Genomic DNA, 25,985 nt, shown 5'->3' with positions numbered 1-25,985 from the left:
TGGCTGAGTTACCGGAGAGTATGAGGTTCGACATCCCGCTGCGGCCCGAGTCGACCGGTCCGCCGGTGACGCCGAGGGACGCCGCGACGGTGATGCTGCTGAGGGATACCGCCGACGGCGTCGAGGTGTTCCTGCAGCATCGTGTGTCCGGGATGCCGTTCGCCGGCGGGATGACCGTGTTCCCCGGCGGTGGGGTCGACAAGCGCGACGCCGACGCGTCGGTGAGCTGGGCCGGTCCGCCGCCGAGTCAGTGGGCGGAATGGTTCGACTGCGACGAGTCGCTCGCGCGGGCACTTGTGTGCGCGGCCGTGCGCGAGACGTTCGAGGAGTCGGGCGTCCTCCTTGCGGGGACCGACTCCGACGTGCTGGCGGACACCGCGCAGTACGCCGACGTCCGGCAGGCGCTGGTGTCGAGAGAAGTCTCGCTGGCCGGGTTCCTGTCCGAGGCGAAGCTGACCCTGCGGTCGGATCTGTTGCGCCCGTGGGCGAACTGGCTCACGCCGACGCCGGAGCCGCGGCGCTACGACACCCGGTTCTTCGTCGCGACGCTGCCGCAAGGCCAGGAGGCCGACGGCAAGACGTCCGAGGCGGACAGCTCGGGCTGGCAGCGCGCCGAAGACGCCCTGCTGGACTCGAAGGAAGGGCGTCGCACGTTGATGCCGCCGACGTGGATCACCCTGACCGAACTCGCCGAGTTCACCTCGGCCGGCGATATCCTCGCCGCCGAGAGGTCGATACAGAAGATCATGCCGACGCTCGTCCGCGAAGGTGACCAGGTCCGAGTCGTTCTGGAGCCGCAGTGACCGCACCCGCCTACGGCGTGCTTCGTGAAGTCTCGCCGATCGCCTCCGTGCTGCTGGAGAACAATCCATCCGCGATGACGCTCGAGGGCACCAACAGCTGGGTCCTGCGCGCGCCGGGCGCCACGTCGTCCGTCGTCGTCGACCCTGGTTACGAGGACATCGAGCATCTGACCCTGCTCGCTGCCACCGGGCCGGTCGAGCTGATCGTGCTCACCCACCATCATGGCGACCACGCCGAAGGTGCGCCGTGGTTCGCCGGGCGGGTCGGCGCCCCGGTGCGGGCGTTCGATCCCGCGCTCTGCATCGGCGCCGAACCCATCGCCGGCGGGGACGTGATTTCCGCCGCAGGGCTGGAGATCGAGGTCCTGCACACCCCCGGGCACACCGACGACTCCGTGTCGCTGCGCATCGGCGACACGGTCCTGACCGGAGATACGGTGCTCGGGCACGGCACGACCGTGCTGTCCGACCTCGGCGCGTACCTGCGCACGCTGCGCGCGCTGATCGAGCTGCCCGCGGGCACCCTCGGGCTTCCCGGCCACGGCCTGGAACTGCTTGATCTGGCAGCCGCCGCGCGTGACTACCTCGCGCATCGGGAACAGCGGCTCGACCAGGTGCGTTCGGCACTGAGTGAGCTCGGCGCCGATGCGACAGCGCGTCAGGTCGTCGAGCTCGTGTACGCCGACGTGGACCAGTCGCTGTGGCTGCCCGCGGAGTGGAGCGTGCAAGCCCAGCTCGAGTACCTACGATCGGAGGCCGGCGCGTGAGTGCCCAGGAAATCGAGTTCTACTGGCGACCCGGATGTGGTTTCTGCAGCGCCCTGCGGCGTCCGCTGATGGCCAGCGGGCTCCCGGTGAAGGAGATCAACATCTGGGAGGACCCCGACGCCGCCGCGCGCGTGCGTGCCGTCGCCGATGGCAACGAGGTCGTCCCCACGGTGATCATCGGCTCGACCGCCCTGGTCAACCCCAGCTTCGCCCAGATCGAAGCCGCCGTCCGCGCCGAAGCACCTGAGCTGCTCAAGTCCTGAGGCTCTGACTGGACGTGAAGGCCACCTTCATTGCGTAATTCGTTGTGAAGGTGGCCTTCACGTCCGGTTTTTGGTGTCCCTCAAGCGAGTCCGCGTTCCGAGCGCGAGCTCGACGCAGTCGTTGTTCTGGCCACCTGAGTAGCGAGGCTCCTGCGGAGAGTCCATACGCGCCTGCGGCGAAGGGCGTCACCTGCACGGTGATCGTCGAGCGTTTGCTCATTGCGAGTAGATGATTCAGCTGCTCCAGCATGACTGCGTGCCCGCCGACCTGGCGACTGATGGCCGCTTCGTCGAGTATCGCGTGCAGGTGCAGTGGATCCGGCTCGTCCAGCCGCTGTTTACGTGCCGATCGGACGGCGATCGCACCGTCGACTTGCGATTCGACGACCACTCCGACGACGAAGGCGGCGGTGACCATCGCGACCACCCCTCGACGACCGGCTCGACCAGGACCCGAAGCCTCGCTGGTGAGGGTGTCTGGTGGTCGTTTAGCGCCCGACGCCGACGAGAGCCGGTGCCAGTGCAGGTTCGGCGACAGGCCGCACGGTGTCGCGCAGCAGCCAGACCAGGCCCGCCACCGCCATGCCGACGAGGCCGGCGGCGAGGAACGCGACGGACGGGCCGCCGTGTTCCACCAGGAAGCCGCTGATCGCCTGGCCGATGGCCAGACCCAGCGTCACCGCGGTGACGACCCAGCCGAACGCCTCGGCGGCCGTGCCCTTCGGCGCGACGACCTCGATAGTGGTGGAGTGCGTGGTCGACTGCGGGGTGATCATCGCTCCGGCCGCGAGCATGCACAGCGCCAGCGCCCACAGCGTCGACGGCAGCGCCAGCAGGGCCACCAGCGCGCCGAACGCCGCGAGCAGCATCGGCAGCCGCTTGCCGAGCGGTGTCGGCCACGGGCGCAGGCTGTACGCCACGCCGAACCCGACCGAGCTGATCGACCACGCCGACAGCAGCAACCCGCCGACGGTGGGAGATCCCGCTTCGGTGGCCGACGCCGGCACGGCGACCTCGACGAAACCGATCACCATGCCGAAGCCCAGCACGGCCAGCGCCAGCGTCCGCATGCCCGAGCCGGCGAGCGCGCCCAGCAGTGGCCGTTTGGCAGCGGGCGCCGGCCCCCAGGCCCGCACGGTCGGGCTCAGCGCGAACGACACGGACCCGGTGATCAGGCACGCGGTACCGATCACCATGCCCGTACCGGCCCAGGGAGCGGCCACGAGCAGGCCCGCGAAGCCCGGGCCGAGGATGAAGAAGACCTCCATGCTGATGGCTTCGTAGGAGAAGGCCGCGTTGCGCGCCGGACCGGCCGGGAGCAGCCGCGACCACAGCGCGCGCGACGCCGAACCGACCATGGGCTCGGTGAAGCCGGTGAGCCCGGCGAACAGGACAAGCGTCGTCGTCGACAATCGTGCTTCGATCGCGAACACCAAGGTCAACGTCGTGAGCAGGTACAGGACCGCGGTCACCAGCAGCGGCCGGGTAGGCCCGAAGCGGTCGATCAGCCTGCCCTGGATGACCGCCCCGATCGAGACGCCGATCAGCAAAGCGGCGGAAACCAGCCCGGCCGTAGCGAACGAACCCGTCTCGCGCTGGACGTAGAGCAGCGCGGAGATCCCGATCATTGCGATCGGCAGCCGAGCGAGCAAGGACGCGACGGCAGGGCGGCGCGATCCGGGCGCGGTCAGCGCGGCTCGGTAGTCGGCGAGGGTCGTTCGGGTTTCGGCGTTCTTCAGCTTGGACTGGGACACGTGTACCAGTATGCAATATTTGGTACGGGAGTACCAGTTATTTGGCGGTCATGTGCGTCACCCTGACCAGCGGGTTCGGTGAGCTGCATCTCGGTTGCGTAACGCTCCGCTGAATTCGACGGTTTCGCCGCAACGAATCGTCGCGGGTGGCGTCCTTGAGAGTGAAGGGCCTTGAAATATGGGTTCAAGCCGTTCACGGTTGAAGACAGTTACACATCCTCAACTCCCTCCGGTTACGGGTCGGGGCCTTAGGTCCGGAGGGTGGGGAGCGCGGATCGTCGGGGGATGGTCCACGCGCAGCGAAAGGCCGGTGCGCCACGTCGGGGGTGGCGCCCGGCCTTTCGTCATGTCCGGGGTACGTCAAAAGCCGTGAAGGTCACCTTCACGGCGATTTACGCTGTAAAGGTGACCTTCACGGCCAGGTGAAAGCTTGACTACCGGGCCCGGCGGGCGAGGCGTTCCGGGTCGAGGATGAGCACGCTCTTGCCCTCGAGCCGGAGCCAGCCGCGGTGGGCGAAGTCGGCGAGCGCCTTGTTGACGGTCTCGCGCGACGCGCCGACGTACTGGGCGATCTCTTCCTGCGTCAGGTCGTGGGTGACCCGGAGGAGGCCGGCTTCCTGGCTGCCGAACCGCTGCGCGAGCTGGAGCAGCGCGCGGGCGACACGGCCCGGGACGTCGGTGAAGATCAGCTCGGCGACCATGTTGTTCGTCCGGCGCAGGCGCCGGGCGACGACGCGTAGCAGCTGCTCCGCGATCTCCGGCCTGGTCGAGATCCACTGCCGCAGTGCCGGGCGGTCCATCGTCACCGCGCGGACCTCGGTCACCGTCGTCGCGCTCGACGTGCGGGGGCCGGGGTCGAAAATGGACAGTTCGCCGAACATGTCCGACGGTCCGAAGATGCCCAGCAGGTTTTCGCGGCCGTCGGGCGACTTGCGCCCGATCTTCACCTTGCCCGACTGGATGATGTACAGCTTGTCGCCGGGTTCGCCTTCGTTGAAGATGACGTGGCCGCGGGGGAAATCAACGGACTCCAAGGTCTGTGCGAGCGCCTCGGCGGCTGCCGGCTCCACACCCTGGAAGATGCCCGCGCGTGCCAGGGTTTCGTCCACCTCGGTGCCTCCTCATCGAGAGACGACCACGATCCTCAAGGGAGGGGACCGCGTGTCGCCGATCACTTCGTGCAGTGTAGGTCGTGCTGGTGAGACCGCCCGTTGGCGCGCCGGTAGGGGCGCTGCCACCGAAAACGATCTCACTCGACAGTGGAGCCTAGCCCCGTACGCGTCGCGTCCGTAGCTTGGCCGCTCGACCGCCGAGCCGGCGGAGCCGGAACAGCTCGAGCGCTCGGCCGATCCCGTGCCCGTAGAGCGCTTTGACCTCGTTGGGCTGGGCCTGCTCGAGAAACTCTTCGACTTCGTTTTCCTGCACCGCGACGTGCCGCAAGCGACGTTCGACGCGCTCCATGAACAGGGCGAAGAACATGATCACCAGCGGTACCAGGATCACAAACCAGACTGTCATTGACTCCAGATCCTCGCTCATGGCGGCTCGATCTTTGCGCCAGGGTCGTGCTTGTGGCGTGTCGGCCGTCGACCCGCGGGTGCTCCCACTGGCTCGTCCGATGGCGCCCGTAGGCTATCGGGGTGCCTTCTGCAGCCGGTAATGCCCCCCTGAAGGGTGACGCTCGCCGATCACCGGCCGGGCGGAAGAACGTGGAAGAAAGCCGCCTTGCCTTGGTGAGACGCGCTCGCCGAATGAAACGTTGCCTCGACGAGATGTATCCGGGCGCGCACTGCGAGCTGGACTTCACGACTCCGCTCGAATTGCTCGTGGCTGTCGTGCTGTCCGCGCAGAGCACCGACAAGGGCGTCAACCTGGCCACGCCGGCGCTGTTCAAGCGTTACCGCACGGCCGCCGACTACGCCGGCGCCGACCGCGCTGAGCTGGAGGAACTCATCCGGCGGACGGGGTTCTACCGCGCCAAGGCGAACTCGCTGATGGGTCTCGGAGCCAAGCTCGTCGAGGACTACGAGGGCGAAGTTCCCGGCAAGCTCAAGGAGCTCGTGAAGCTGCCAGGAGTGGGCCGAAAGACCGCAAACGTGGTCCTCGGAGACGCCTTCGGTGTGCCGGGGATCACGGTAGACACGCATTTCGGCAGGCTCGTTCGCCGCTGGGGCTGGACCGAGCTCGAGGACCCGGTGAAGGTCGAGCACGCGATCGGCGAGCTGATCCCCCGCAAGGAATGGACGCTGCTGTCACACCGGGTGATCTTCCATGGACGCCGGGTCTGCCATGCCAAGAAGCCCGCGTGCGGAGCATGTCCGCTCGCGAAGGACTGCCCGTCGTTCGGCACCGGCCCGACCGGGTTCGAGGAAGCGGCGAAGCTGGTGAAGGGCGAGGAACGAGACCACCTGCTCGCCATGGTGACCAAGCCTTGACCACAGTCACCAAATGGGCCGTCGCCGTCGCCGTCCTGGTGCTGGCGGCGATCGTCGCGTTCCTGCCGCGGGGCGGGGACAAGTCGGTCAAGATCACCGCGGACCTCGGCCAGGCCAGGGCGAAGGCCGCGCTCGCCGCGTGTCCACGCGGGACAGGCGAGGTCAAGCAGCTGAGCGGCGTCTCGGTCCCGTGCCTCGGCGACGGTTCGACGGTCGACGTCGGCACGGCGCTGGCCGGTCGGCCGACGCTGGTGAACGTCTGGGCCACCTGGTGCGTACCGTGCAAGACCGAACTCCCGGTGCTGGCCGCTTACGCCGCGCAACCGGGCGCGGTGGGTGTCTTGGAGGTGCAGGTGGCGAGTTCGGCGGCGGACGGGCTGAGCCTGCTGACGTCGCTCGGGGTGCACCTGCCGTCGATTTTCGACGGCGTGGACAACACCGGGCCGGTCCGCACCGCGCTCAAGGTGCCGCCCACGCTGCCCGCGTCGTACCTGGTGACCGCGGACGGGCAGGTGCGGTTCATCTCGAACCCACGGGTCTTCGACAACACTGACCAGGTGCGCACGGCAGTGGAGGTTGGCCTTCATGGGTGAAGTAGGCCCTCTCGTCGACGCCGACTCGGTTCCCGGCTGGTTGCGGCCGCTGGTCGAGGTCAGCGCCGAACTCGACTCTCGCTCGTTCACACGCTTCAGCGCGCCTGAAGGCAGCTTCACTCGGCCGGCCTCCGTGCTCGTGCTGTTCGGCGAGCGTGACGCCGAAAGCGGGCCGGATGTTCTCCTGCTGCGGCGCGCCGACACGCTCGGTTCGCACGCCGGCCAGGTCGCCTTTCCTGGCGGTGGCGCCGAAGACGGCGACGGCGGCCCGGTCGGCACGGCGTTGCGTGAGGCAGAGGAGGAGACCGGCGTCGACCCGGCCGGGGTGCGTCCGGTCGCGGTACTGCCGGAGTTGTTCGTGCCGGTGTCGAGTTTCGCCGTGACGCCGGTGCTCGCGCACTGGGAAAAACCCTCGCCCGTCCGTGCTGTCGATTTCGGCGAGACGGCGTCGGTGGCCAGGGTCGCGATCGCCGATCTGGTCGACCCAGCCAACCGCTACCAGGTGCAGAAAGCGGGCAGGGGCTGGAAAGGGCCGGTCTTCGAGGTCGACGGCCTGTTCGTCTGGGGCTTCACCGCCGGCCTGCTGTCGGTGCTGCTTACCCTAGGCGGCTGGGAACGGGACTGGGACACGGGCGACGTCCGGGACCTTGACGTAGCGTTGGCCGAACACGAAGCCCGGATCGTGAAAACGGTCGGCGACGAAACCCACCGGGAGTAGGACACCTTGAACTGGGTCGATGTACTGGTCCTCCTGCTGGCGGTGCTGGCGGCCGTTTCCGGTGCGTACCAGGGAGTCATCATCGCGCTGCCGTCGCTGATCGGCGTGGTGCTCGGTGCGGTGCTGGGGATCAAGCTCGCCCCGCTGATCGTCGGTCTGTTCAGCAATCCCGCGATGAAGGTCGCGTTCGCGGTGGCCACCGTGGTGTTCCTGGTCGCGCTCGGGGAGACGCTCGGTGTCTGGTCCGGACGCAAGCTCCGGCAGAAGATCAACCCGGACAAACTGTCCGGAGTGGACAAGACCCTCGGTGCGATCGTGCAGTCCGCCGTGGTGTTCGTCGTCGCGTGGCTCATCGCGACCCCGCTGACGACGGTGTCCGGCTTGCCGGGGCTGGCCAAGGCGATCAACAGTTCGGTCGTGCTCGGCGGCGTCAACGACGCGATGCCCGCGGCCGCGCAGGGCTTTCCCAGCCAGCTGCGGAAGCTGCTCGACGAATCCGGGTTTCCGTCGATCGTGCAGCCGTTCGAGAAGGCGCCGTCCGCCGACACCGGGCCGCCTGACGTCGCGTTGCAGAACAGCCAGATCGTCGGCCAGGTGCATCCCAGCGTGGTGAAGATCCGCGGTAACGCGACTTCGTGCTCGCGCGCGTTGGAGGGCAGTGGGTTCGTCGTCGCTCCGCAGCGGGTGATGACCAACGCCCACGTCGTCGCCGGTACCGACGTCGTCGCCGTCGAGACTACCGAGGGCAGGTACGCGGCTCGGGTTGTGTACTTCAACCCCGAGGTCGATATCGCGGTGCTTGCCGTGCCTCGGCTCCAAGCGCCACCGTTGCAGCTTGCCGCCCAGGCGGCGCAGTCAGGCGACAGTTCGATCGTCCTCGGTTACCCGCTCGACGGTCCGTACAAGGCGACTCCGGCCCGTGTCCGCAGCCGGATCACGTTGCGCGGGCCGGACATCTACGAAGCGAACACCGTGCAGCGCGACGTCTTCACCGTGCGCGCGCAGATCCACAGCGGGAACTCCGGCGGCCCGATGATCGATCCGTCCGGGCAGGTGATCGGCCTGGTGTTCGGCGCGGCCGTCGAGGACCCGGACACCGGCTTCACCCTGACGGCGGACCAGATTCGTTCGGAGGCCAACACGGCCAGGGCACAGAGCGCCGAAGTCAGCACCGGCTCCTGCGCCGCCTAAAGCGAGGGCCCGATCGACCTGGTCGGGCACGACTGGGGCGGCAACCACGTGCAGCGTGTCGTGGCCCTGCGGCCCGATCTCATCCGTTCCTGGTGCAGCGACGTAGCCGGCGGTCCCGATCCGAACTACGTGTGGCACGACCTCGCCCAGCTCTGGCAGACACCGGGTGCGGGTGAAGCCACGGTCGACGCGATGTTCGGCGCGCCCCTCGAAGAGCAGATCGCGGGGTCCATCGCGCTCGGGATGACCGCCGAGGCGGCGGAGGCTTCGGCCAAGGCCGGCGGCCCGGAGATGGCCACCTGCATTCTGGCGCTGTACCGCTCGGCGCTGCAACCCGCCGTCGGCGACTGGGGAGTCGAGCTGGAGCTGGCTGAACGACGTCCGGGGCTCGTCATCAGCGCGACCGAGGACCCCTATGTCGGCGGGCCCGTCCTGGCACACCGGTCGGCCGTGCGGTTCGGGGCGAAGGAAGCGGTGCTGGCCGGGCTCGGGCATGGGTGGATGCTCCAGGACCCCCAACAGGGTGCCGCCGTACTCAACGAATTGCACGCGGGTCTGGGTAGCTGATGAGGAGTACGAAAGTACCGTCACGGGTGAGGGTCACGAATGGCCGGGCGGTCCCACTCTGCCGCCGGCCCTGGTCACGATCCTCGGCCCGCAGTCGAACGCGATCGACGCGAACAAGACGATGTGGTCCTTCTTCCAGGCTCACCCGATGCGTTGAGTGCGAGAATCTGGACTCGCAACTCGCCGTCGACTTGCGGTCGCTAAGTACTTGGGCACCGCAAGTCGCCGTCGAGTTGCGATACCTCGCGCCCGCGGGCTTGAGAGTTAGGGTTTGGTGAGGAAAGTCAGGAGGGCGTCGTTGGTGGCGGCCGGGGCTTCCAGGTGCGGGAAGTGGCCGACGCCGTCCCAAGTGGTCAGTGGCGAGTGCGGACCGAGCCACGGCGCGGACGCCGTGGCGGTCTCCGGGAGCACACACGGGTCCGCGCTGCCGTGCAGCTGAAGGACCGGCGCGGACACCCTCGTGCCGACGGCGTCGGTGAACCGCTTGCCTTCGCCACGGAACTGCGCGCGGAACGCCCAGCGGTAGTACTCGAGCGCGCTGTGCGGTACGCCCGCCACGAGCATCGCCTGCCGGAAGTTCGTCATCGCGGCGTCGAAGTCCGCGGTCTTCGTCCACTGTGGACCGGACCAGTCGCGGAACAGGGCGCCGACGGCGGCGGCGTCGTCCTTGACCAGCCAGCGTTCGGGTGCCATCGGGACCTGGAAGCGGAACAGATGCGCCATCGCGCGGGCTTGGTTGGTCCTTTTGCGCCTCAACGCGGTGTGCGAGATCGAGGAGCGCAGTGCGAGCGGATGCGCCGAACCGATGACGGTGACGGACTCGACGACGCGAAGGTGCAGCGCCGCGGCCGTCAGCGCCAGCATCCCGCCCCAGGCATGCCCGACGAGGTGCGCCTTGCGCGCGCCGAGCGAGCGGATCAGCCCCGCGACGTCACCGGCGAGCGTCCAGGCGTCGTACCCGCGCGGCGGCTTGTCGGAATCGCCGTAGCCGCGCAGATCGACGGCGACAGCACGATAGCCCGCGTCGGCGAGTGCCTCCAGCTGGTGGTGCCACGTCCACCAGAACTCGCCGAAGCCGTGCAGCAGCAACACCATCGGCCCGCTGCCGAGCTCGGCGACGTGCAGGCGGATGCCGTTCGCGGACACGTCGCGATGGGTCCAGGGACCGTCGATCCGCACGATGGACGGATCCGGCGACGCCCGCACAGTGACGGTCTGGCTGCTCAGGCGCCGACCGAGGGCAGTTCGTCCTCGGTGTGCTTGCCCGGTTTGAGGGCGGCGGCGGTGTCCTTGAAGCTGTCGATCGTCCGCTGCGGCGCCTTGAGTTTCTTCACCTTGCGCCAGCCGAGCAGCCCGAACACGGCCGCGCTGATGAGCATCAGGCCGAACACGATGCCGAACGCGGCCGCGAGCGAAAGCCAGATGTAGAGGACGTAACCGAGCGCGAAAAAGAAGAAGAACGAGCTGTACAGGGCGATCACGGCCGCGACGATGAAGTAGACCGCGCCCTTGGTTGCCTTCTTGGCCTCGGCGACCACCTCGGACTTCGCCAGCTCGACCTCGGCGCGAACGAGCGTCGAGAGGTGCTGGGTGGCGTCGCCGACCAGTTTGCCGATCGACTGTTCGCCGGCCGCCGTGCCGTCATCCGGGGACAGTGGGATGTAGGGCACGGCCCCCACGCCGCCGGGGTCGTTGCGTTGGTGCTTGGGGCTGCTCACCGGGCCATCGTGCCACGTGCGCCTTTACCCGGCGCGCCGGACTCGCTGAAAGCCGCGTTGATCAATCGTCAAGGCGGGCGTGGACGCGGTTTCGGTGCACCAGGACGGCGGCCGCCCCGAGCGACGCGACCCCCGAGGCGATCAACACCGCGGTTTTGGCCAGCTCGCTGGCTTCACCGGTCAGCGCGAGATCGGCGATCAGCAGGCTGACGGTGAACCCGACCCCGCCGAGCAGCGACAACGCGCCGACGTCGCGCCAGCTCATCCCGCGCGGCCGCTCGGCGATCTTCAGCCACACGGCCAGCGCGGACGCGCCGAAGATGCCGATCACCTTGCCGCCGATCAGCCCGATCATCACCGCCAGCGGCAGCGCGGTGGTGAACACCTCGCCGAGCGAGCCGCCGCTGATCTTGATCCCCGCGGCGAACAACGCGAACAGCGGCACCGCGACGGCCGCGGACCATGGCTGCAGCCGGTGTTCCAGCCGGATCGCCGGCGCGTGCTCCTCGCCGGCATCCGGGCGGACGCGGGTCAGCAGGCCGAGCGCGACCCCGGCGATCGTCGCGTGGATGCCCGCCGAGTGCACCGCGACCCACGTGATCAGCGCCAACGGGACGTAGATCCACGGCGTTCGCACCCGACGGTGTTGCAGCCAGGCGTAAAGCAGCAGCGCGAGCACGGCCACGCCGGCCGCGACGAGGTCGAACGAGGCGGTGAACAGGATCGCGATGACGAGGATCGCGCCGAGGTCGTCCACCACGGCCAGCGACAGGAGGAACACCCGAGCGCTGCTGGGCAGGTTGGACGCGGTCAGCGCGAGCACACCGAGCGCGAACGCGATGTCGGTCGCGACCGGGATGGCCCACGCGCGGTCGATGCCGGGACTTCCCCAGCCGACGCCGAGCGCCACGACCGCGGGCACCACCATGCCGCCGATCGCGGCGATCACCGGCAGCGCCGCCCGTTTGGGTTCCGACAGCTCGCCGACGACCAGTTCGCGTTTGAGCTCCAGTCCGGCCACGAAGAAGAAGATCGCGAGCAGGCCGTCCTTGGCCCAGTCGCCGAGCGAGAGGTTCAGGTGCAGCAGGTGCGGGCCGACCTGGAAGTCGCGGACCGTCTGGTAGATGTCACCGAGCGGGGAGTTCGCCCAGATCAGCGCGAGGGCCGTGGCCACAAGCAGGATTATCCCGCCGGTGGTCTCGGTGCGCAGGTAGCGGGCGAATTCGGCGACGGCCTTTGCCGGGCGGCGGGCTTCGGTCACGGGCAACTCCACGGGGTCGGCTGAACAGCAGTTGGCAGCGATTGCCACTGTTGCCGACCAGGCTTCCCGGCGCACCTTGTGAGAATTCTATCCGTTTTACCCGCCAAGGGTGGTTATCTTCCACCCGGCTCGACTTCTACTATGCGAAACGACAACGTTGTCTAGCGGGCTAGGACGGGATTTGTGAGTACCTCTACCGAGGTCAAGCGTGACAAGGGGTTCTTCGGCCACCCACGAGCGCTGGCCAACCTCTTCGGTGTCGAGATGTGGGAACGGTTCTCGTTCTACGGAATGCTCGGCATCCTGCCGCTCTATCTGTACTACGCGAGCGCCCAGGGCGGCCTCGACATGCCGAAGGCCACCGCCGTCAGCATCGTCGGCGCGTACGGCGGCCTCGTCTATCTCTCGACGATCGTGGGCGCGTGGATCGCCGACCGCCTGCTCGGCTCGGAACGCACCCTGTTCTACAGCGCCGTCGTGATCATGATCGGGCACATCAGTCTCGCGTTGTTGCCGGGCTACGTCGGCATCGGCGTCGGCCTGGCGTGCATCTCGCTCGGTAGCGGCGGGCTCAAGGGGAACGCCACGGCCGTCGTCGGAACGCTGTACGCCGAACAGGACGAACGCCGGGACGCCGGGTTCACCATCTTCTACATGGGCATCAACCTCGGTGGTTTCGCCGGGCCGCTGCTGACCGGGCTGGCACAGCAGAAGGTCAACTTCCACCTCGGCTTCGGCCTCGCCGCGATCGGGATGGCGCTCGGTCTCGTGCAATACACGTTGGGGCGCAAGAACCTCGGCGCGAAGGCGAGTGAAGTGATCAACCCACTGCCCGCCTCGAAGCGCCTTCGGTTCATCGGGCTCGGGGTGGCGATCGTGGTCGCGATCGTACTGCTCGTGGTGACCGGGGTGATCACGGCCGCGAACCTGTCCGACGTGACGGTGTGGGTGGTCGTCGTCGCCGCGATCATCTACTTCGCGGTGATCCTGACCAGCAAGAAGATCACCAAGATCGAGCGCAGCCGGGTGTTCTCGTTCATCCCGATGTTCATCGCGAGCGCCGCGTTCTGGGCGCTGTACCAGCAGCAGTTCACCGTGGTGACGGTCTACTCCGACCAGCGGCTCGACCGGAGCCTGTTCGGCTGGCAGTTCCCGGTGTCGTGGGTGCAGTCGATCAACCCGGTGTTCCTCATCGTGTTCGCGCCGATCCTGGCGCTGCTGTGGACGAAACTCGGCCCGCGGCAGCCGTCGACCCCGATCAAGTTCGCACTGGGCACCGGGCTGATGGGCATCGCGTTCCTGCTCTTCCTGCCCACGGCCAACGGCGGCGCGCACGACAGTCCGCTGCTCGCGCTCGCCGGGGTGCTGTTCGTCTTCACCATCGCCGAACTGTGCATCTCGCCGGTCGGACTGTCGCTCGCGACAAAACTCGCGCCGAAGGTGTTCCGCACGCAGATGGTGGCGGTGAACTTCCTGGCGATCTCGCTCGGCACGGCGTTGTCCGGTTCGCTCGCGAAGCACTACGACCCCGCCAACGAGGTCCCGTACTTCGGCATCATCGGTTCAGTGGCGATCGTGATCGCGATCGTGCTCGCCGCACTCAGCCCGCTCATCCGGAAGCTGATGGCAGGAGTGCGTTAGCGGGAGGAAGTCCTAGCCGACGGTCGTGCCGAACAGGACGCCGACGAAGTACGTCACGACCATGGTCAGCGCGCCGACGCCCACGTTGCGGATGACCGCGCGCCGGACGTCAGCGTCGCCGAGCCTCGCGCTGACCAGCCCGGTCAGCGCGAGGCCGACGGCGACAGCCATGGCGCAGGCCCAGACCCGCCAGGACACCGGCGGCAGCGCGATCGCCAGTAGCGGCAGCACCGCGCCGACGGAGAACGAGATCAGCGACGCCCAGGCCGCCTGCCAGGGGCTGGTCAGGTTGTCCGGGTCGATCCGCAGTTCTGCGTCGGCGTGGGCCTGCAGGGCGTCCTTTTCGGTCAGTTCCCTGGCGACCTGGGCTGCCAGTTCGGGCGAGAGCCCCTTTTCCTCGTAGATTTCCGCGAGTTCGCGTTCCTCTTCCTCCGGCATGGTCTTCAGCTCGTGCTTTTCCTGCCGGATCAACGCCTGTTCGGTGTCGCGCTGGGTGCTCACCGAGACGTACTCGCCGCCGGCCATGGACAGCGCGCCCGCGACCAGCCCGGCGATCCCGGCGGTCAGGATCGCGGTGTTGTCCGTCGTCGCGCCGGCCACGCCGACCACGATCCCGGCGACCGAAACGATCCCGTCGTTCGCCCCGAGAACGCCCGCACGCAGCCAGTTCAGCCTGCCGCCGACGTTTTCGTGGGGCTCATGGGACACATCCGTCGAAGTCACCGACTCAGCCTAGATCTCACCCGATCGGTGTCGGCAGCAGCCGTACCCGGTAGCCCAGGCCGATCACGTCCCCGGTGGACGGGTCCGCGAGCTCGACCCGCCACGACTCGGCGAACTGGTCGACACCCGCGCGCATGGGAATCGTTCCCGAGATCAACACCGTGCCTGCCGCGTACAGGCCGCGCTCGCGCAGCACGTCCAGCCAGTAGCCCGGGGTCAGCAGCTCGGCCAAAGTTCCTTGCTGGATCAGGGTTTCGCCGACCCACGCGGTCAGCGTCAGGTCGTCGAGGCGGTCTTCGACGTCGACCAGCCGCCAGGCGCGCCGGGCCAGCACGTCCGGGGCGGCGTTCTTGCTCCACGCGACGCCGTGGGCTTCCAGTTCGCGGTCGGTGTGGTCGCAGGCGGCGGTGAGCAGGACGTCCGAGGGCTCGGGTCCGGTGATCACGAGCGCCCACTCCGCCTCGCCGGACGTCCTGGTGTGCTGCGCGGCGACCTCGTCGGTCTGGCTCGCGAGGTACGGGGACACCGGATAGAGCGCAGGCGTCGTGCTCGGCGCGGGCACGCCCAGCTCGGCGAGCTCCGCGACGTGCGCGGCGACGTCAGCCTGGCTTCGGCCCGCGTACCCGGCGTTGAGGACGGTGTGGACCTCGGTCGTGACCTCGGAGCCGTCCGGGAGGGTGAACCGCAGACGCGGGTTGTCCGACATACCTTGTCTCCATTTCCGCTGGTAACGCACTTTTCACAAGCCAGGGCTTGCGCATGCACCTTGTATACAACCAGTATACGTGCATGACAGCTCAGACGGACGACCTCGACCGGCGGTCGCTGCGCCGGGCGTTCCTGGCGAGCCTCTCCGGCACCGCCCTGGAGTGGTACGACTTCGCCGCCTATTCGGTAGCGGCCGCGACGATCTTCGGCCAGCTCTTCTTTCCCTCCAGCGACCAGCTGGCCAGCACGTTGGCCGCGTTCTCGACTTATGCGGTCGGCTACCTGGCCAGACCCCTCGGCGGGTTCATCTTCGGCAGGCTTGGTGACCGGCTCGGCCGCAAGCGAGTCCTGGTGACGACGCTCGTGCTGACCGGGATCTCGACCTTCCTGATCGGCGCACTGCCGACCCACGCCGCCGTCGGCGGATTCGCCGCGGTGCTGCTCATCGCGCTGCGCTTCGCGCAGGGTGTCGGCATCGGCGGCGAGTGGGGCGGCGCGGTGCTGCTGTCCAGCGAGTTCGGTGATCCCCGCAAGCGCGGCTTCTGGGCGTCTGCCGCCCAGATCGGCCCGCCCGCCGGAAACCTGCTGGCCAACGGCGTGCTCGCCGGCCTCGCGCTGACCCTGACCGACGCGCAGTTCAACTCCTGGGGCTGGAGGGTGGCGTTCCTGCTGTCCGGGGCATTGGTCGGGTTCGGGCTGTGGATCCGGCTGAGGCTGGAGGAGACGCCGGTCTTCAAGCGCATCGCCGAACGCGGTGAGCAGCCGAGCGCGCCGATCTCCGAGGTGTTCCGCGACGAACGCCGCGCGCTGGTGGCCGCCGTGCTGGTGCGCGTGTGCCCGGACGTGCTGTATGCGCTGTTCACCGTCTTCGTGCTGACCTACATCACCACGCACGTGCACATGACCCGAGGTCAAGGGCTCGCCGCGGTGATGATCGGCTCGGCTGTCCAGCTGGTGTTGATCCCGGCGGCCGGCGCGCTGTCCGACCGGGTCAACCGGCGCAAGCTTTACCTGGTCGGCACGATCGCCGCCGGAATCTGGCCGTTCGTTTTCTTCCCGCTGATCAGCGGCGGGTCGTTCGCCGTGCTGGTGATCGGGATCGTGATCGCGCTGGCGATCCACTCGGTGATGTACGGCCCGCAGGCGGCGCTGGTGACCGAGCAGTTCTCGCCGCGGCTGCGCTACACCGGCAGCTCACTGGCGTACACGCTGGCGGGGGTGATCGGCGGGGCCTTGGCGCCGCTGCTGTTCACCGCGCTGCTGGCCGGTTTCGGCAGCTGGGTGGCGATCGCGCTGTACCTCGCGGTGACCGCGGTGGTGAGTCTCGTCGGCGTGCTGCTGAGCAAGGATCCTGACGAGAGCGAGTTCGCCGACGTGGATACCCGGCTCAGCTCGTCAACTGAAGGCGCAACGTCGTCTGCAGGTGATCGTCGATCGCGGTGAGGGTTGCCGGGAGGTCTCCGCTCTCCAGTGCGTCGACGATGGCCTGGTGCTCGGCGATCACCGCGGCCTGCCGGTGGGGGATGGCGAACAGGGCGACCAGGCCGGCGCGAACCTGCCTCGCGCGCAGCGCCTCGTAGGTCTTGATGAGCATCGCGTTGTCACTCGCCCGGATCAGCAGACGGTGGAAATCCGCGTCGAGGTCGATGAACTGCTTGCCCTGATGGGGTTCGTCGAGCGCGGCCTGCTTGGCGAGGGTGTCGCGCATCTCGGCCAGCGGGACCACTGCGCCGCTCAGCGACTTCTCGGCGGCGAACCGTTCGAGGACACCTCGGAGTTCGATCAGCTCGCGAAGTTCCTTGCCGGACAGCGTCGCGATGTACGCGCCACGCTTCGGCACCAGCTGGACGAGTTCCTCGCCCGCCAGCATGAGCAAGGCTTCGCGGACCGGGGTGCGGGACACACCGACCCTGTCGGCGATGTCCTGCTCGCTGATGAAACCGCCCTGGAGTTCGGGATCGGTCAGCACGACGTTCTTGAGGTACTCGTAGACCTTGTCGCGCCCGGCCACGCCCACCCCTCCAGTGCATACACGTTGTATACGTGGACTCTACTGCCTGGTGGGTGCCGGCGGGCACCATTGCCGAGGGGGATGCAGTTCTTGGCCGACATCCCCCTCAGCCGCATGGTGAAACGTCAGTCGTCGAGCTCCGCGAGGGCCAGCTTGGCCTGCTCGAGCTCGGCTTCGAGCTGGGCGACCTTGGCGGCCTGCACCTCGCGGGCCGCGTTGATCACCTCATCGATCGGACCGGACAGGTCCACGTGGAGCTCCTTGGCCGCGCGGGACACCGCGGCGGCGGGGATCTCCAGACCCTGCGCGACCCACTTGCTGCCGTGCTTGAGCTCGGCCTGCCAGTTGCCGTCGGCGGTGCCGGTGACCGTGAGGGTCAGCTCGACCGTCCGGGTCTTGCGTGCCGTGGCGCCACCCTTCGGGCGGCCGCGCTTGGCCTTGGGCTCGTCGTCGGCCGGAGCTGACTCCGGGGCGTCGGACGAGGTTGCCGGCTGCTCGGTGGCGGACGCGGCGGGGGTGTTGCTGGACTGCGGTGCCGAGTCGGTGGTGGCCTCGGGCGCCGTCGTCTTGTCTTCGATCAGGGCATCCACGGTCATCGTCGGTGCGTCTCCCTTGGCGGGTCGAGTGTGTACTCCCGGCCGACAGCGTAGAACATGCGTTCGACTGTCGCATCTCGGGGTGGGCTTAGGTGGGGAACAGGCAGGAACGGACCGCTACTGCCGAAAGTGACAGTAACGGTCTGGTCATGTCGTGCGGGTTACTAGTCCTCGGACTTGCCTGAGTTGAGGCCGGCGGAGATGAGGTCCATCACGGACGAGTCGGCGAGGGTGGTGACGTCGCCGACTTGGCGGTTCTCCGCGACATCGCGCAGCAGGCGTCGCATGATCTTGCCGGAGCGCGTCTTCGGCAACTCCTGCACGATCAGGATCTGCCGCGGTTTCGCGATCGGGCCGATCTCCTTCGCGACGTGGTTGCGCAGTGCCTGCACGGCTTCTTCGCCGCTCGCGCTCGCGCCGGCGTTGCCGCGCAGGATCACGAACGCCACGATGCCCTGCCCGGTCGTCGCGTCGGCCGCGCCGACGACGGCGGCCTCGGCGACGGTCGGGTGGGACACCAGCGCGGACTCGACCTCGGTGGTCGAGATCCGGTGACCGGACACGTTCATCACGTCGTCGACGCGGCCGAGCAGCCAGATGTCGCCGTCGGCGTCGTACTTCGCGCCGTCACCGGCGAAGTAGAAGCCCTGGTCGGCGAAACGCGACCAGTACGTCTCGCGGTAGCGGTCGTTGTCGCCCCAGATCCCGCGCAGCATCGACGGCCACGGCTTGTCGAGCACGAGGAGCCCGCCGCCGCCGTTGCCGACCTCCTTCGCGTCGTCGCCGACGACCTTCGCCGAGATGCCCGGCAGCGCGCGCTGCGCCGAACCCGGTTTCGTGGACGTGACGCCCGGCAGCGGCGAGATCATGATCGCGCCGGTCTCGGTCTGCCACCAGGTGTCGACGATCGGGGCCTTGCCCGCGCCGATGTGCTCGCGATACCAGATCCACGCCTCGGGGTTGATCGGCTCGCCGACACTGCCGAGCACGCGCAGCGAGGTGAGGTCGTACTTCTCCGGGATCTCCGCGCCCCACTTCATGAACGTGCGGATCAGCGTCGGCGCGGTGTAGTAGATGGAGACCTTGTACTTCTGGATGATCTCCCAGTGCCGGCCCTCGTGCGGGGTGTTCGGCGTGCCCTCGTAGACGACCTGGGTGGCGCGGTTCGCCAGCGGGCCGTAGACGATGTAGGAGTGCCCGGTGATCCAGCCGACGTCGGCGGTGCACCAGTAGACGTCCTCGCCCGCCTTGTGGTCGAACACGTTGTGGTGGGTGTACGCCGCCTGCGTCAGGTACCCGCCCGAGGTGTGCAGAATGCCCTTCGGCTTCCCGGTCGTTCCGGAGGTGTAGAGGATGAACAGCGGGTGCTCGGCGTCGAACGCCTCGGGGGTGTGCTCCGCGGACTGCCCGCCGACCAGCTCGTGCCACCAGAGGTCGCGGCCCTCGGTCCAGGACACTTCGCCTTCGAGGTCGCTGCCGGTGCGCCGCACCACGATGACCTTTTCGACCGTCTCCGCGCCCTCGAGCGCCTCGTCGACGTTGGCCTTCATCGGCGCGGCCTTGCCGCGGCGGTACTGCCCGTCCGAGGTGATGATGATCTTCGCGGCGGCATCGTCGACCCGGGCGCGCAGCGCGTGCGGGGAGAAACCGCCGAACACGACGTTGTGCAGAACGCCCAGCCGAGCGCACGCCAGCATCGCGAAGATGGCCTCGGGGATCATCTGCAGCTGGATGGCCACCACGTCACCGGCCTTCGCGCCCAGTGACAGCAGTGCGTTGGCGGTCTTCGAGACCTCGTCCTTGAGCTGAGCGTAAGTGATGTCGCGCGTATCGCCCGGCTCGCCGACCCAGTGGATCGCGACCTGGTCGCCGTGACCGCTGTCGACGTGCCTGTCGACGCAGTTGTACGCGACGTTGAGCTTGCCGCCGACGAACCACTTCGCGAACGGGGCGTCGGTCCAGTCCAGCACCTGGGTCCACGGGGTGTCCCAGTCCAGCCGCTCGGCCTGCTTCGCCCAGAACTGCTCACGGTCGGCGTCTGCCTCGTCGTAGAGCTCCGGCTTCGCGTTCGCCTGCGCGGCGAAGTCCGTGCTCGGCGGGAACGTGCGGACTTCGTTGAGCAGGTTGTCCAGACCTGGGGACTGCTCGGTCATGGTGCAAGGCCTCCTGGGAAAGATGCGGATGCGCGGCTGACGCCCGTGTGCACGACGTTAGTACTCCCCGACCGAAGTGCCCAGGCGAGCGGTCACCGTTTCCCGCCCCGGTCAGGCGAGCCTGGCCGCGAGTCCCCGCTCCACCGAGGGCCATTCGGCGGCCGTTACGGAGTAGACGACGGTGTCGCGCACCGAGCCGTCCGGCCGGATTCGATGAGCCCGCAGGACGCCCTCTCGCTTCGCCCCGAGCCGTCCGATCGCGCGCTGCGACCGCTCGTTCTTGATGTCGGTTTCCCAGGCGACGCGGCCGGCGTTCAGCGTCCCGAAGGCCCTGCGGAGCAGCAGGAGCTTGGCCTCGGTGTTCAACGCCGTTCGCTGCCACGGCTTGCCGATCCAGGTGTGGCCGATCGACACGATCCGGTGCTCGGCGTCCCACTGGTAGTAAGACGTCGTGCCGGCGACCTCGCCGGTGTGCGCGTCGAGCTGGACCCAGCAGAGCCGCGCCGGGTCGGACAGCGCCTTCGCGACGAACGCACGCATCCCGTCGAGGTCAGCAGGCTGACGTGTGCTGAGCCACGTCCAGATGGCGGGATCGTCACCGGCCTTGAGCAGCCCTTCGGCGTGCTCGGCCGTCAGTGCTTCGAGGTGGACGTGCTCGCCGCGCAGGGGTGGCTGCTGGTTCCATTCGTCGGTCACTGGTCCACCGTAGGTCGAGCAGTGGACGTTCAGTAGAGCCAATTCTGAAGCATTTCAGCAGTCCACTTTGCCGTTCTTTATGCTCCCACCATGAACATGGCCGAAGAGCGGGAAGAGCTCACCTGGGAGTTGTTCGGTTCGGCCAGCAGGGAGCTCGCGCGAGCGGTGGCCGACGACGGGTTCGAGCCCGACCTGATCCTGTCGATCGCGCGTGGCGGCCTGTTTGTCGCGGGCGCGTTGGGCTACTCCCTCGACGTCAAGAACCTGCACGTGATGAACGTCGAGTTCTACACCGGCGTCGACGAGCGCCTCGAACTTCCGGTGATGCTGCCGCCGGTGCCGAACGCCGTCGATCTCACCGGCGCGACCGTGCTGATCGCCGACGACGTCGCCGACACCGGCGCCACGCTGAAGCTGGTGCGGGACTTCTGCTTGAACCAGGTCGCCGAAGTCCGCAGCGCGGTGATCTACGAGAAGCCGCACTCGACGGTGAAATGCGAGTACGTCTGGCGTAAGACCGACCGCTGGATCAACTTCCCGTGGTCGACCGAGCCGCCGCTGGTGAAGCGTTCGGGACAGGTGCTGGACGCGTGACCGCCGAAGTACTTTCTCCCGCTGAGGCGGCGATATGACTGATCCGCTCGCGCCCCTGCTCGACCTCGAAGGTGTTGCGGCAGCGGTGAAATCCGCGCAGGACAGCGTCTTCGCGGTGCATCGGCTCCCGGCGAACCTGCGAGGCGGCTCCGCGACAGCTGCGGAGGCGTCTGTACGGGCGGCCAGGGCTTCGGCAGCCATCGACGGCGGCGACGCGGAAATCCCGGCCGACGCGTCCGTGACAGACCCGATTCTCTCGGGCGCCCTGCGGGTGGCCGAGGCACTGGAATCACTGCTGCCGACCTGGCGGCGCGCGCCACTTCAGGCGCTGGCGCGGATACACCTGCTCGCCGCCGCGGATCTGGTGTCGGATCCCGATGTGCTTGGCAGGCCCAAGAACGACGAAGGCGTCGGCCCCCGGCTCGAGCTGCTCGCGCAGTTGGTGACGGGTGCGACGTCGGTGCCCGGTCCGTTGCTCACAGCCGTCGTGCACGGAGAATTGCTTGCGCTGCGGCCTTTCGGCAGCGCGGACGGCGTGGTGGCCAGGGCCGCCGCCCGGCTGACCATGATCGCGACCGGGCTCGATCCCAAGGCACTGACCGTGCCCGAGGTCGCGTTCTTCCGGCGCGTCCGGCAGTACGCGGCCGCGGCCGAGGGCTTCGCCACCGGCACTCCCGACGGCGTCCGCACCTGGCTGCTCTTCAGTTGTGAAGCGGTGGAAACCGGCGCACGGGAAGCCAAAGGCATCTCGGATGCCGTCAGCTAGCGGCTGTCGAGCGTCCAGGACTCGTGAGCGTTCCGGCTCGTTCTAACCGGCCGGAACACTCACGAGTCCGTCGGGTCGTCAGCTTGCTTTGACCCGCAGCATGTCGAGGGCTTTGCGGACGTGCCCGTCGGTGGCCGCCAGTGTCCGCGCCGCGGCGTCGGCGTCCACCCCGGACAGCAGGTGCACCAAGGCGACCTTCAACTCGCCGTCCGCTTCGGTCAGTGCCTCGGAGCAGTCCTGCGCGCTCATCCCCGTTGCCTCGCGCAGGATCCGGACGGTTCGTCCGCGCAGCTTCGCGTTCGTGGCGCGCATGCTGACCATCAGGTTGGAGTAGGTCCGGCCGAGCCGGATCATCGTCGCCGTGGAAAACGCGGTCAGGATGATCTTCTGCGCCGTCCCGGCCTTCATCCTGGTCGACCCGGCGATCGCCTCCGGGCCGGTGTCGACGGCGATGAGCACGTCCACCCCCACCGGCTTCGCGGCCGACGGGTTGCCGGACACGAGCCCCGTCCGGGCGCCCCGGCGGCTGGCCGCGGCCAGCGCACCGAGGACGAACGGAGTCCGGCCCGACGCGGTCAAGCCCAGCACGAAGTCACCGGACTCGACCGAGTCGAGCATCTCCGCGGCTCCGGCCGAGGCGTCGTCCTCGGCGTTTTCCACGGCTTGGCGCAGCGCCCGCTCACCACCGGCGTGGTGCGCGACGAACCAGTCGCTCGGCACGTTGAACGTCGGCACCAGTTCGGCCGCGTCGAGCGTCGCGAGCCTGCCGGACGTGCCGGCCCCCACGTAGTGCACGCGGTGTCCCGCGCGCAGCGTTTCCACGGCGTAGTCGACCGCGCGCGCCACCTGCGGCAGCACGGCGTTGACCGCGTCCGGCACCCGGCGGTCCTCGGCGTTGATCATGCCCAGGATGCCGATGGTCGGCATGAGATCGATGTCGGTGGTCCGGGGGTTGCGCTGCTCGGTGGGCGAATCGACGTTCACCACCTGGCGTGGGACGGTCATCATGCGCCTCACTTTTTCGGATTCGGTCATTTGCCGGTTTCCCGGGGACGGCGCCGGCCGTCCGGTCTGACACCGAGCCGGTGCGAACCGACCGCATCCCTCGTCGCGTCCAGCGCGTTGACCGAAGCGTCCATGTGCCGCTGGGCCACCCCGATGAACAGGCAGTCGATGACGGTCAACTGGGCGATGCGGCTGGCTGTCGCACCCGAACGGAACGTCGTCTCGCGAGCCGCCGTGGTCAGCACGAAGTCGGCGACCTCGGTGATCGGCGAACGCGGGAAGTTGGTCACGGCGATGGTCACCGCGCCGTGTTCACGCGCGACGCGGAGCGCCTCGACGGTATCCGTGGTCGCGCCGGTGTGCGAGACCCCGACCGCGACGTCGCCCGGGCTCAGTACCGCCGCCGAGGTCAGCATGATGTGCGTGTCCGACCAGGCGAAGCTGATCCGGCCGATGCGGTGCAGCTTCTGCTGCAGGTCCGCGGCCACGAAGGCGCTGGCGCCGACGCCGTAGACGTCGACCCGGCCTGCCGTCGCGACGGCCTCGATGACCTGCTGCAGCGTCGGCACGTCGAGCTGCTCGGCTGTCTCCTCGACCGCGCGGGCGTCGGCGTAGCTGACCTTGCCGATGATCGCGGCGAGGTCGTCGTCCGGACCGATTTCGCCGCCGAGGTTGTGGCTCGACCGCATCTCGGAGCGGGCGGTGTCCGCGGCCAGCGCGATGCGCAGCTGCGGGTACCCCCCGACGCCGACGGCCTTGCAGAAGCGCGTCACCGTGGTCTCGCTGGTGTTCGCGGCGAGTGCTACTTCGGTGATGCTGCGGCGCGCGACGGAGCCGGGCGCGTCGAGCACGACCTTCGCCACGCGCTGTTCCGCGCGGGCCAGGCCGGGCAGGAGCGAGCGGATCCGGACGAGCGGGCTCGCGTCCGCGTCACGCTCCGCTGAAGTCAGCATCATGGCGTCGGACGGTGCCGTCATCGTGACGGATTCGGCATCACTCACCGTCGGAAAGTTACTAACCGTTGGCATTTGGGACAAGGCTACCCAACCCCTTCAGTGAGATCGCAACCCATCCGTGTCTCTGCGGATTCGATTTGCGATTAATCGTTGTCAAGAAAGTCGCTAACCAGGTCGGGGTTGTTAACGTCCTCTAGTTAACGACTTGGCAACTTACTGTCGCTGCGAACGCAATCGATCCGCGTGCTGACGGGTGCAGATGTCGCCTAGTGCGTCGCCTCGGTTACCGAGAGCTCAACTGCCAGCCGACTGCATCGAGTGAGATACCCGGAAGCTCACCGTCTAGCACGATCCCGCCCCGGTGTGTGACTTTAATCCCGTCGACCGAAACCCCACGGCCGGTGTAATTCTTGTCGGTGTTGTAACGCCAGCGGAGTGTTACAGGTTGGGGTGAGTAACCCACAGCCCCCGTGACCCGCCACCACGAGCGATGGCCATGCCCGGACAAAGCGGACACGGTACCGGCCGGCGCGCCCGGACCTGAGGCACTCACTGGTACTGCCTGCCACGTCACACCGTCCGTACTCGACTCGAGTGTGAGCGAATCGCCCTCCGCCGCGTCGACGAAAGCGTCGTAAGACACGTTCAGTGGGCCGTTACGGGTGTCGAGCGGTTTGGTCGTCAAGGTGGCGGTGCCGGAGTTGCCGATGTCGCTGAACCAGTCCTGGCGGCCCGCCGCGGGCTTCACCGCCATCGAGCGGGCCAACGCCGTCGCCCAGAGCTCGCGGGCCGGGTTGACCGAGCCCCAGGTGCGGATCGGGTGGACGTGGTTGGTCAGCAGGATCGCGATCGACCGCGACTCGGGGTCGATCACCAGTGTGGTGCCGGTGAACCCGGTGTGGCCGGCGCTGACCGGCGACGCCAGCGCGCCCATGTACCAGGTCTGGTCGAGCTCGAAGCCGAGCCCGTGGTTGTCGGTCGGGAAGGCCTGGTTGTAGTCGGTCAGCATCTGCCGCACGGTGCCCGGCCGCAGGATCCGGTGGCCGCGGTAGGCACCGCCGTTGAGGATCGTCTGGGCGAGCACGGCCAGGTCGTCGACGGTCGAGAACACCCCGGCGTGCCCGGCGACCCCGCCGAGCGACCACGCGTTCTCGTCGTGCACCGAGCCCCACACCAGCCCGCGCGGCGGGCTCGACTCGTACTCTTCCGCGGCGATCCTCTGGAGCTTCGACGCCGGCGGGTTGTAGCTCGTGTCCTTCATGCCCAGCGGCTCGGTGATCCGCTCGCGCACGACCGTGTCCAGCGTCTTGCCGGTCAGCGTCTCGACGAGGATGCCGAGGGTGAGCATGTTGAGGTCGGAGTAGCGGTACGTCGTGCCGGGCGCGTTCTGCAGCGGGCTGTCGAGCACGGCCTCGCGCCGCGACGGGATGTCCGGGTAGCCGGCCCACAGCGACGGGACCGGGTCGGGCGCGAAGCCGGAGGTGTGGGTCATCAGCTGCTCGATGGTGACCGCGCTCTTGCCGTTGACGCCGAACTCCGGCAGGTAACGCACCACCGGCGCGGTGATGTCCACCTTGCCCTCCTCCACCAGCTGCATCACCGTGATCGAGGTGAACAGCTTCGAGATCGAGGCCATGTCGAAGATCGTGTCGGTCCGCATCGGGAGCTGCTGATCCGCGGGCAGCTCGTCACCGGCAGCGTCGGAGTACTTGAGCGCGTCCCCGACGGCGTATTTGTCGACGACCACGCCGTCGTGCGCGTACAGCCCGACGGCACCGGGGAACAGCGGGTGGCCGTTCGCGCCGCCGGTGGTCGTCCAGTTCTTCAGTGCCTGCTCGGCCGCGGTGATCGGTGCCGGGTCCAGCCCGACGTCGGACGGCTTGCCCTGGCGCAGCACGGTGCCGCTCGGGGCGAACCCTGTCCGCGGCTGGTCGAACCGGCCGGTGGCGGGCAGGGGTGCGGGTCGGTCCGGACTGGCCATCGCGCTCGCTCCAGCGGTGGTCAAGGTGGTGGCCGCGACCAGCGCCGCGACTAGCAGCTTCTTAGCACGCATTTCCCGCGTCCCC

Annotated in this window: 28 protein-coding genes and 1 pseudogene; 12 read left to right on the top strand and 17 right to left on the bottom strand. The window is 68.3% G+C overall.

Annotated elements, in window-relative coordinates:
- Positions 1 to 20 precede the first annotated feature (20 nt).
- Genes JWQ81_RS29095 through JWQ81_RS29085 form a run of 3 tightly spaced genes read left to right on the top strand, consistent with a single transcriptional unit; the run spans position 21 to position 1,833 of the window.
- Complete coding sequence (locus JWQ81_RS29095; RefSeq protein WP_297546549.1) at positions 21 to 803, top strand: NUDIX domain-containing protein; 783 nt, start codon at positions 21 to 23, stop codon at positions 801 to 803.
- Positions 800 to 1,570 carry an MBL fold metallo-hydrolase gene (locus JWQ81_RS29090; protein ID WP_297546547.1) on the top strand — a complete coding sequence of 257 codons (771 nt, stop codon included), beginning with the start codon at positions 800 to 802 and terminating at the stop codon, positions 1,568 to 1,570. The genes JWQ81_RS29095 and JWQ81_RS29090 overlap by 4 nt, the downstream gene beginning before the upstream one ends.
- On the top strand, positions 1,567 to 1,833 hold the full coding sequence (locus tag JWQ81_RS29085) for a glutaredoxin domain-containing protein (protein ID WP_297546545.1): 267 nt from the start codon (positions 1,567 to 1,569) through the stop codon (positions 1,831 to 1,833). The genes JWQ81_RS29090 and JWQ81_RS29085 overlap by 4 nt, the downstream gene beginning before the upstream one ends.
- A 57-nt stretch (positions 1,834 to 1,890) precedes the next feature.
- Here JWQ81_RS29085 and JWQ81_RS45115 read toward each other — a convergent pair whose 3' ends face one another.
- The 5 genes and pseudogenes from JWQ81_RS45115 to JWQ81_RS29065 form a co-directional block, all read right to left on the bottom strand.
- Entirely contained in the window at positions 1,891 to 1,998 is a 108-nt protein-coding gene (locus JWQ81_RS45115; RefSeq protein WP_366942348.1) for a DUF397 domain-containing protein, read from the bottom strand.
- Positions 1,964 to 2,251, bottom strand: a pseudogene (locus JWQ81_RS29080) (Scr1 family TA system antitoxin-like transcriptional regulator); the annotation flags it as partial. The gene JWQ81_RS45115 and the pseudogene JWQ81_RS29080, both read right to left, overlap by 35 nt.
- Before the next feature lie 70 nt (positions 2,252 to 2,321).
- Complete coding sequence (locus JWQ81_RS29075; protein WP_297546541.1) at positions 2,322 to 3,587, bottom strand: MFS transporter; 1,266 nt, start codon at positions 3,585 to 3,587, stop codon at positions 2,322 to 2,324.
- A gap of 434 nt (positions 3,588 to 4,021) precedes the next feature.
- Entirely contained in the window at positions 4,022 to 4,696 is a 675-nt protein-coding gene (locus tag JWQ81_RS29070; protein ID WP_297546539.1) for a Crp/Fnr family transcriptional regulator, read from the bottom strand.
- A gap of 157 nt (positions 4,697 to 4,853) precedes the next feature.
- Positions 4,854 to 5,105 (bottom strand): hypothetical protein, encoded by a 252-nt coding sequence (locus tag JWQ81_RS29065; RefSeq protein WP_297546536.1) that lies wholly within the window; start codon positions 5,103 to 5,105, stop codon positions 4,854 to 4,856.
- 233 nt (positions 5,106 to 5,338) lie between these two features.
- Here JWQ81_RS29065 and nth point away from each other — a divergent pair, with 233 nt between their 5' ends.
- The 5 genes from nth to JWQ81_RS29040 are packed head-to-tail and all read left to right on the top strand — an operon-like array spanning position 5,339 to position 9,091.
- Positions 5,339 to 6,022: an endonuclease III gene (gene nth, locus JWQ81_RS29060; RefSeq protein WP_297546534.1), complete on the top strand. Its 684-nt coding sequence runs from the start codon at positions 5,339 to 5,341 to the stop codon at positions 6,020 to 6,022.
- Positions 6,019 to 6,615 carry a TlpA disulfide reductase family protein gene (locus JWQ81_RS29055; RefSeq protein WP_297546532.1) on the top strand — a complete coding sequence of 199 codons (597 nt, stop codon included), beginning with the start codon at positions 6,019 to 6,021 and terminating at the stop codon, positions 6,613 to 6,615. The genes nth and JWQ81_RS29055 overlap by 4 nt, the downstream gene beginning before the upstream one ends.
- Positions 6,608 to 7,333 carry a CoA pyrophosphatase gene (locus JWQ81_RS29050; RefSeq protein WP_297546530.1) on the top strand — a complete coding sequence of 242 codons (726 nt, stop codon included), beginning with the start codon at positions 6,608 to 6,610 and terminating at the stop codon, positions 7,331 to 7,333. The genes JWQ81_RS29055 and JWQ81_RS29050 overlap by 8 nt, the downstream gene beginning before the upstream one ends.
- A 6-nt stretch (positions 7,334 to 7,339) precedes the next feature.
- Positions 7,340 to 8,524 (top strand): MarP family serine protease, encoded by a 1,185-nt coding sequence (locus JWQ81_RS29045; protein WP_297546528.1) that lies wholly within the window; start codon positions 7,340 to 7,342, stop codon positions 8,522 to 8,524.
- Positions 8,525 to 8,536: 12 nt separating this feature from the next.
- Positions 8,537 to 9,091, top strand: coding sequence for an alpha/beta hydrolase (locus tag JWQ81_RS29040; RefSeq protein WP_366942347.1), 555 nt, complete (start codon positions 8,537 to 8,539; stop codon positions 9,089 to 9,091).
- A gap of 264 nt (positions 9,092 to 9,355) precedes the next feature.
- Here the strand turns inward: JWQ81_RS29040 and JWQ81_RS29035 are convergent, their stop codons facing one another.
- From JWQ81_RS29035 to nhaA, 3 genes are all read right to left on the bottom strand, one after another.
- The gene (locus JWQ81_RS29035; RefSeq protein WP_297546525.1) at positions 9,356 to 10,297 is read right to left on the bottom strand and encodes an alpha/beta hydrolase; all 942 of its coding nucleotides are present in this window, start codon (positions 10,295 to 10,297) and stop codon (positions 9,356 to 9,358) included.
- A 17-nt stretch (positions 10,298 to 10,314) separates the two neighbouring features.
- A complete protein-coding gene (locus JWQ81_RS29030; RefSeq protein WP_297546523.1) occupies positions 10,315 to 10,809 on the bottom strand; it encodes a phage holin family protein in 495 nt (164 codons plus the stop codon).
- 61 nt (positions 10,810 to 10,870) lie between these two features.
- Positions 10,871 to 12,070 (bottom strand): Na+/H+ antiporter NhaA, encoded by a 1,200-nt coding sequence (gene nhaA, locus JWQ81_RS29025; RefSeq protein ID WP_297546521.1) that lies wholly within the window; start codon positions 12,068 to 12,070, stop codon positions 10,871 to 10,873.
- Between the two features lie 183 nt (positions 12,071 to 12,253).
- Between nhaA and JWQ81_RS29020 the strand changes: the two genes are divergently transcribed.
- Positions 12,254 to 13,711, top strand: coding sequence for a peptide MFS transporter (locus JWQ81_RS29020; RefSeq protein WP_297546519.1), 1,458 nt, complete (start codon positions 12,254 to 12,256; stop codon positions 13,709 to 13,711).
- 12 nt (positions 13,712 to 13,723) lie between these two features.
- Here the strand turns inward: JWQ81_RS29020 and JWQ81_RS29015 are convergent, their stop codons facing one another.
- On the bottom strand, positions 13,724 to 14,434 hold the full coding sequence (locus tag JWQ81_RS29015; protein ID WP_297546517.1) for a VIT family protein: 711 nt from the start codon (positions 14,432 to 14,434) through the stop codon (positions 13,724 to 13,726).
- A gap of 16 nt (positions 14,435 to 14,450) precedes the next feature.
- Positions 14,451 to 15,140 (bottom strand): DUF2848 domain-containing protein, encoded by a 690-nt coding sequence (locus tag JWQ81_RS29010; protein ID WP_297546515.1) that lies wholly within the window; start codon positions 15,138 to 15,140, stop codon positions 14,451 to 14,453.
- Positions 15,141 to 15,223: 83 nt separating this feature from the next.
- Between JWQ81_RS29010 and JWQ81_RS29005 the strand changes: the two genes are divergently transcribed.
- Positions 15,224 to 16,585, top strand: a complete 1,362-nt coding sequence (locus tag JWQ81_RS29005) for an MFS transporter (RefSeq protein ID WP_297546513.1) — start codon at positions 15,224 to 15,226, stop codon at positions 16,583 to 16,585.
- Here the strand turns inward: JWQ81_RS29005 and JWQ81_RS29000 are convergent.
- The 4 genes from JWQ81_RS29000 to JWQ81_RS28985 all read right to left on the bottom strand — a co-directional run bounded on the left by JWQ81_RS29000 (position 16,530) and on the right by JWQ81_RS28985 (position 20,598).
- Complete coding sequence (locus JWQ81_RS29000) at positions 16,530 to 17,153, bottom strand: GntR family transcriptional regulator (protein ID WP_297546511.1); 624 nt, start codon at positions 17,151 to 17,153, stop codon at positions 16,530 to 16,532. The two genes, JWQ81_RS29005 and JWQ81_RS29000, sit on opposite strands and share 56 nt — an antisense overlap.
- Before the next feature lie 125 nt (positions 17,154 to 17,278).
- The gene (locus JWQ81_RS28995; protein ID WP_297546509.1) at positions 17,279 to 17,749 is read right to left on the bottom strand and encodes a DUF6319 family protein; all 471 of its coding nucleotides are present in this window, start codon (positions 17,747 to 17,749) and stop codon (positions 17,279 to 17,281) included.
- A 164-nt stretch (positions 17,750 to 17,913) separates the two neighbouring features.
- On the bottom strand, positions 17,914 to 19,902 hold the full coding sequence (gene acs, locus JWQ81_RS28990) for an acetate--CoA ligase (protein ID WP_297546508.1): 1,989 nt from the start codon (positions 19,900 to 19,902) through the stop codon (positions 17,914 to 17,916).
- Positions 19,903 to 20,013: 111 nt separating this feature from the next.
- The gene (locus tag JWQ81_RS28985; RefSeq protein ID WP_297546506.1) at positions 20,014 to 20,598 is read right to left on the bottom strand and encodes a GNAT family protein; all 585 of its coding nucleotides are present in this window, start codon (positions 20,596 to 20,598) and stop codon (positions 20,014 to 20,016) included.
- A 96-nt stretch (positions 20,599 to 20,694) separates the two neighbouring features.
- On the opposite strand from JWQ81_RS28985, the gene JWQ81_RS28980 reads away from it, so the two are divergent.
- Both JWQ81_RS28980 and JWQ81_RS28975 read left to right on the top strand, forming a co-directional pair.
- On the top strand, positions 20,695 to 21,192 hold the full coding sequence (locus JWQ81_RS28980; protein WP_366942346.1) for a phosphoribosyltransferase: 498 nt from the start codon (positions 20,695 to 20,697) through the stop codon (positions 21,190 to 21,192).
- 34 nt (positions 21,193 to 21,226) lie between these two features.
- The gene (locus JWQ81_RS28975; RefSeq protein WP_297546502.1) at positions 21,227 to 21,958 is read left to right on the top strand and encodes an oxidoreductase; all 732 of its coding nucleotides are present in this window, start codon (positions 21,227 to 21,229) and stop codon (positions 21,956 to 21,958) included.
- A 78-nt stretch (positions 21,959 to 22,036) separates the two neighbouring features.
- Here the strand turns inward: JWQ81_RS28975 and JWQ81_RS28970 are convergent, their stop codons facing one another.
- From JWQ81_RS28970 to JWQ81_RS28960, 3 genes are all read right to left on the bottom strand, one after another.
- The gene (locus JWQ81_RS28970; RefSeq protein WP_297546500.1) at positions 22,037 to 22,966 is read right to left on the bottom strand and encodes an N-acetylmuramic acid 6-phosphate etherase; all 930 of its coding nucleotides are present in this window, start codon (positions 22,964 to 22,966) and stop codon (positions 22,037 to 22,039) included.
- Between the two features lie 23 nt (positions 22,967 to 22,989).
- On the bottom strand, positions 22,990 to 23,916 hold the full coding sequence (locus JWQ81_RS28965; protein ID WP_366942345.1) for a MurR/RpiR family transcriptional regulator: 927 nt from the start codon (positions 23,914 to 23,916) through the stop codon (positions 22,990 to 22,992).
- Positions 23,917 to 24,202: 286 nt separating this feature from the next.
- Positions 24,203 to 25,972, bottom strand: a complete 1,770-nt coding sequence (locus JWQ81_RS28960) for a serine hydrolase (protein WP_297546498.1) — start codon at positions 25,970 to 25,972, stop codon at positions 24,203 to 24,205.
- Positions 25,973 to 25,985: the final 13 nt, after the last annotated feature.

This window comes from Amycolatopsis sp., assembly GCF_025464955.1.
Taxonomy (GTDB): domain Bacteria; phylum Actinomycetota; class Actinomycetes; order Mycobacteriales; family Pseudonocardiaceae; genus Amycolatopsis.
The sequence above is the reverse complement of the archived record's forward strand: the minus strand, read 5'-3'. Positions and strand labels throughout refer to the sequence as shown.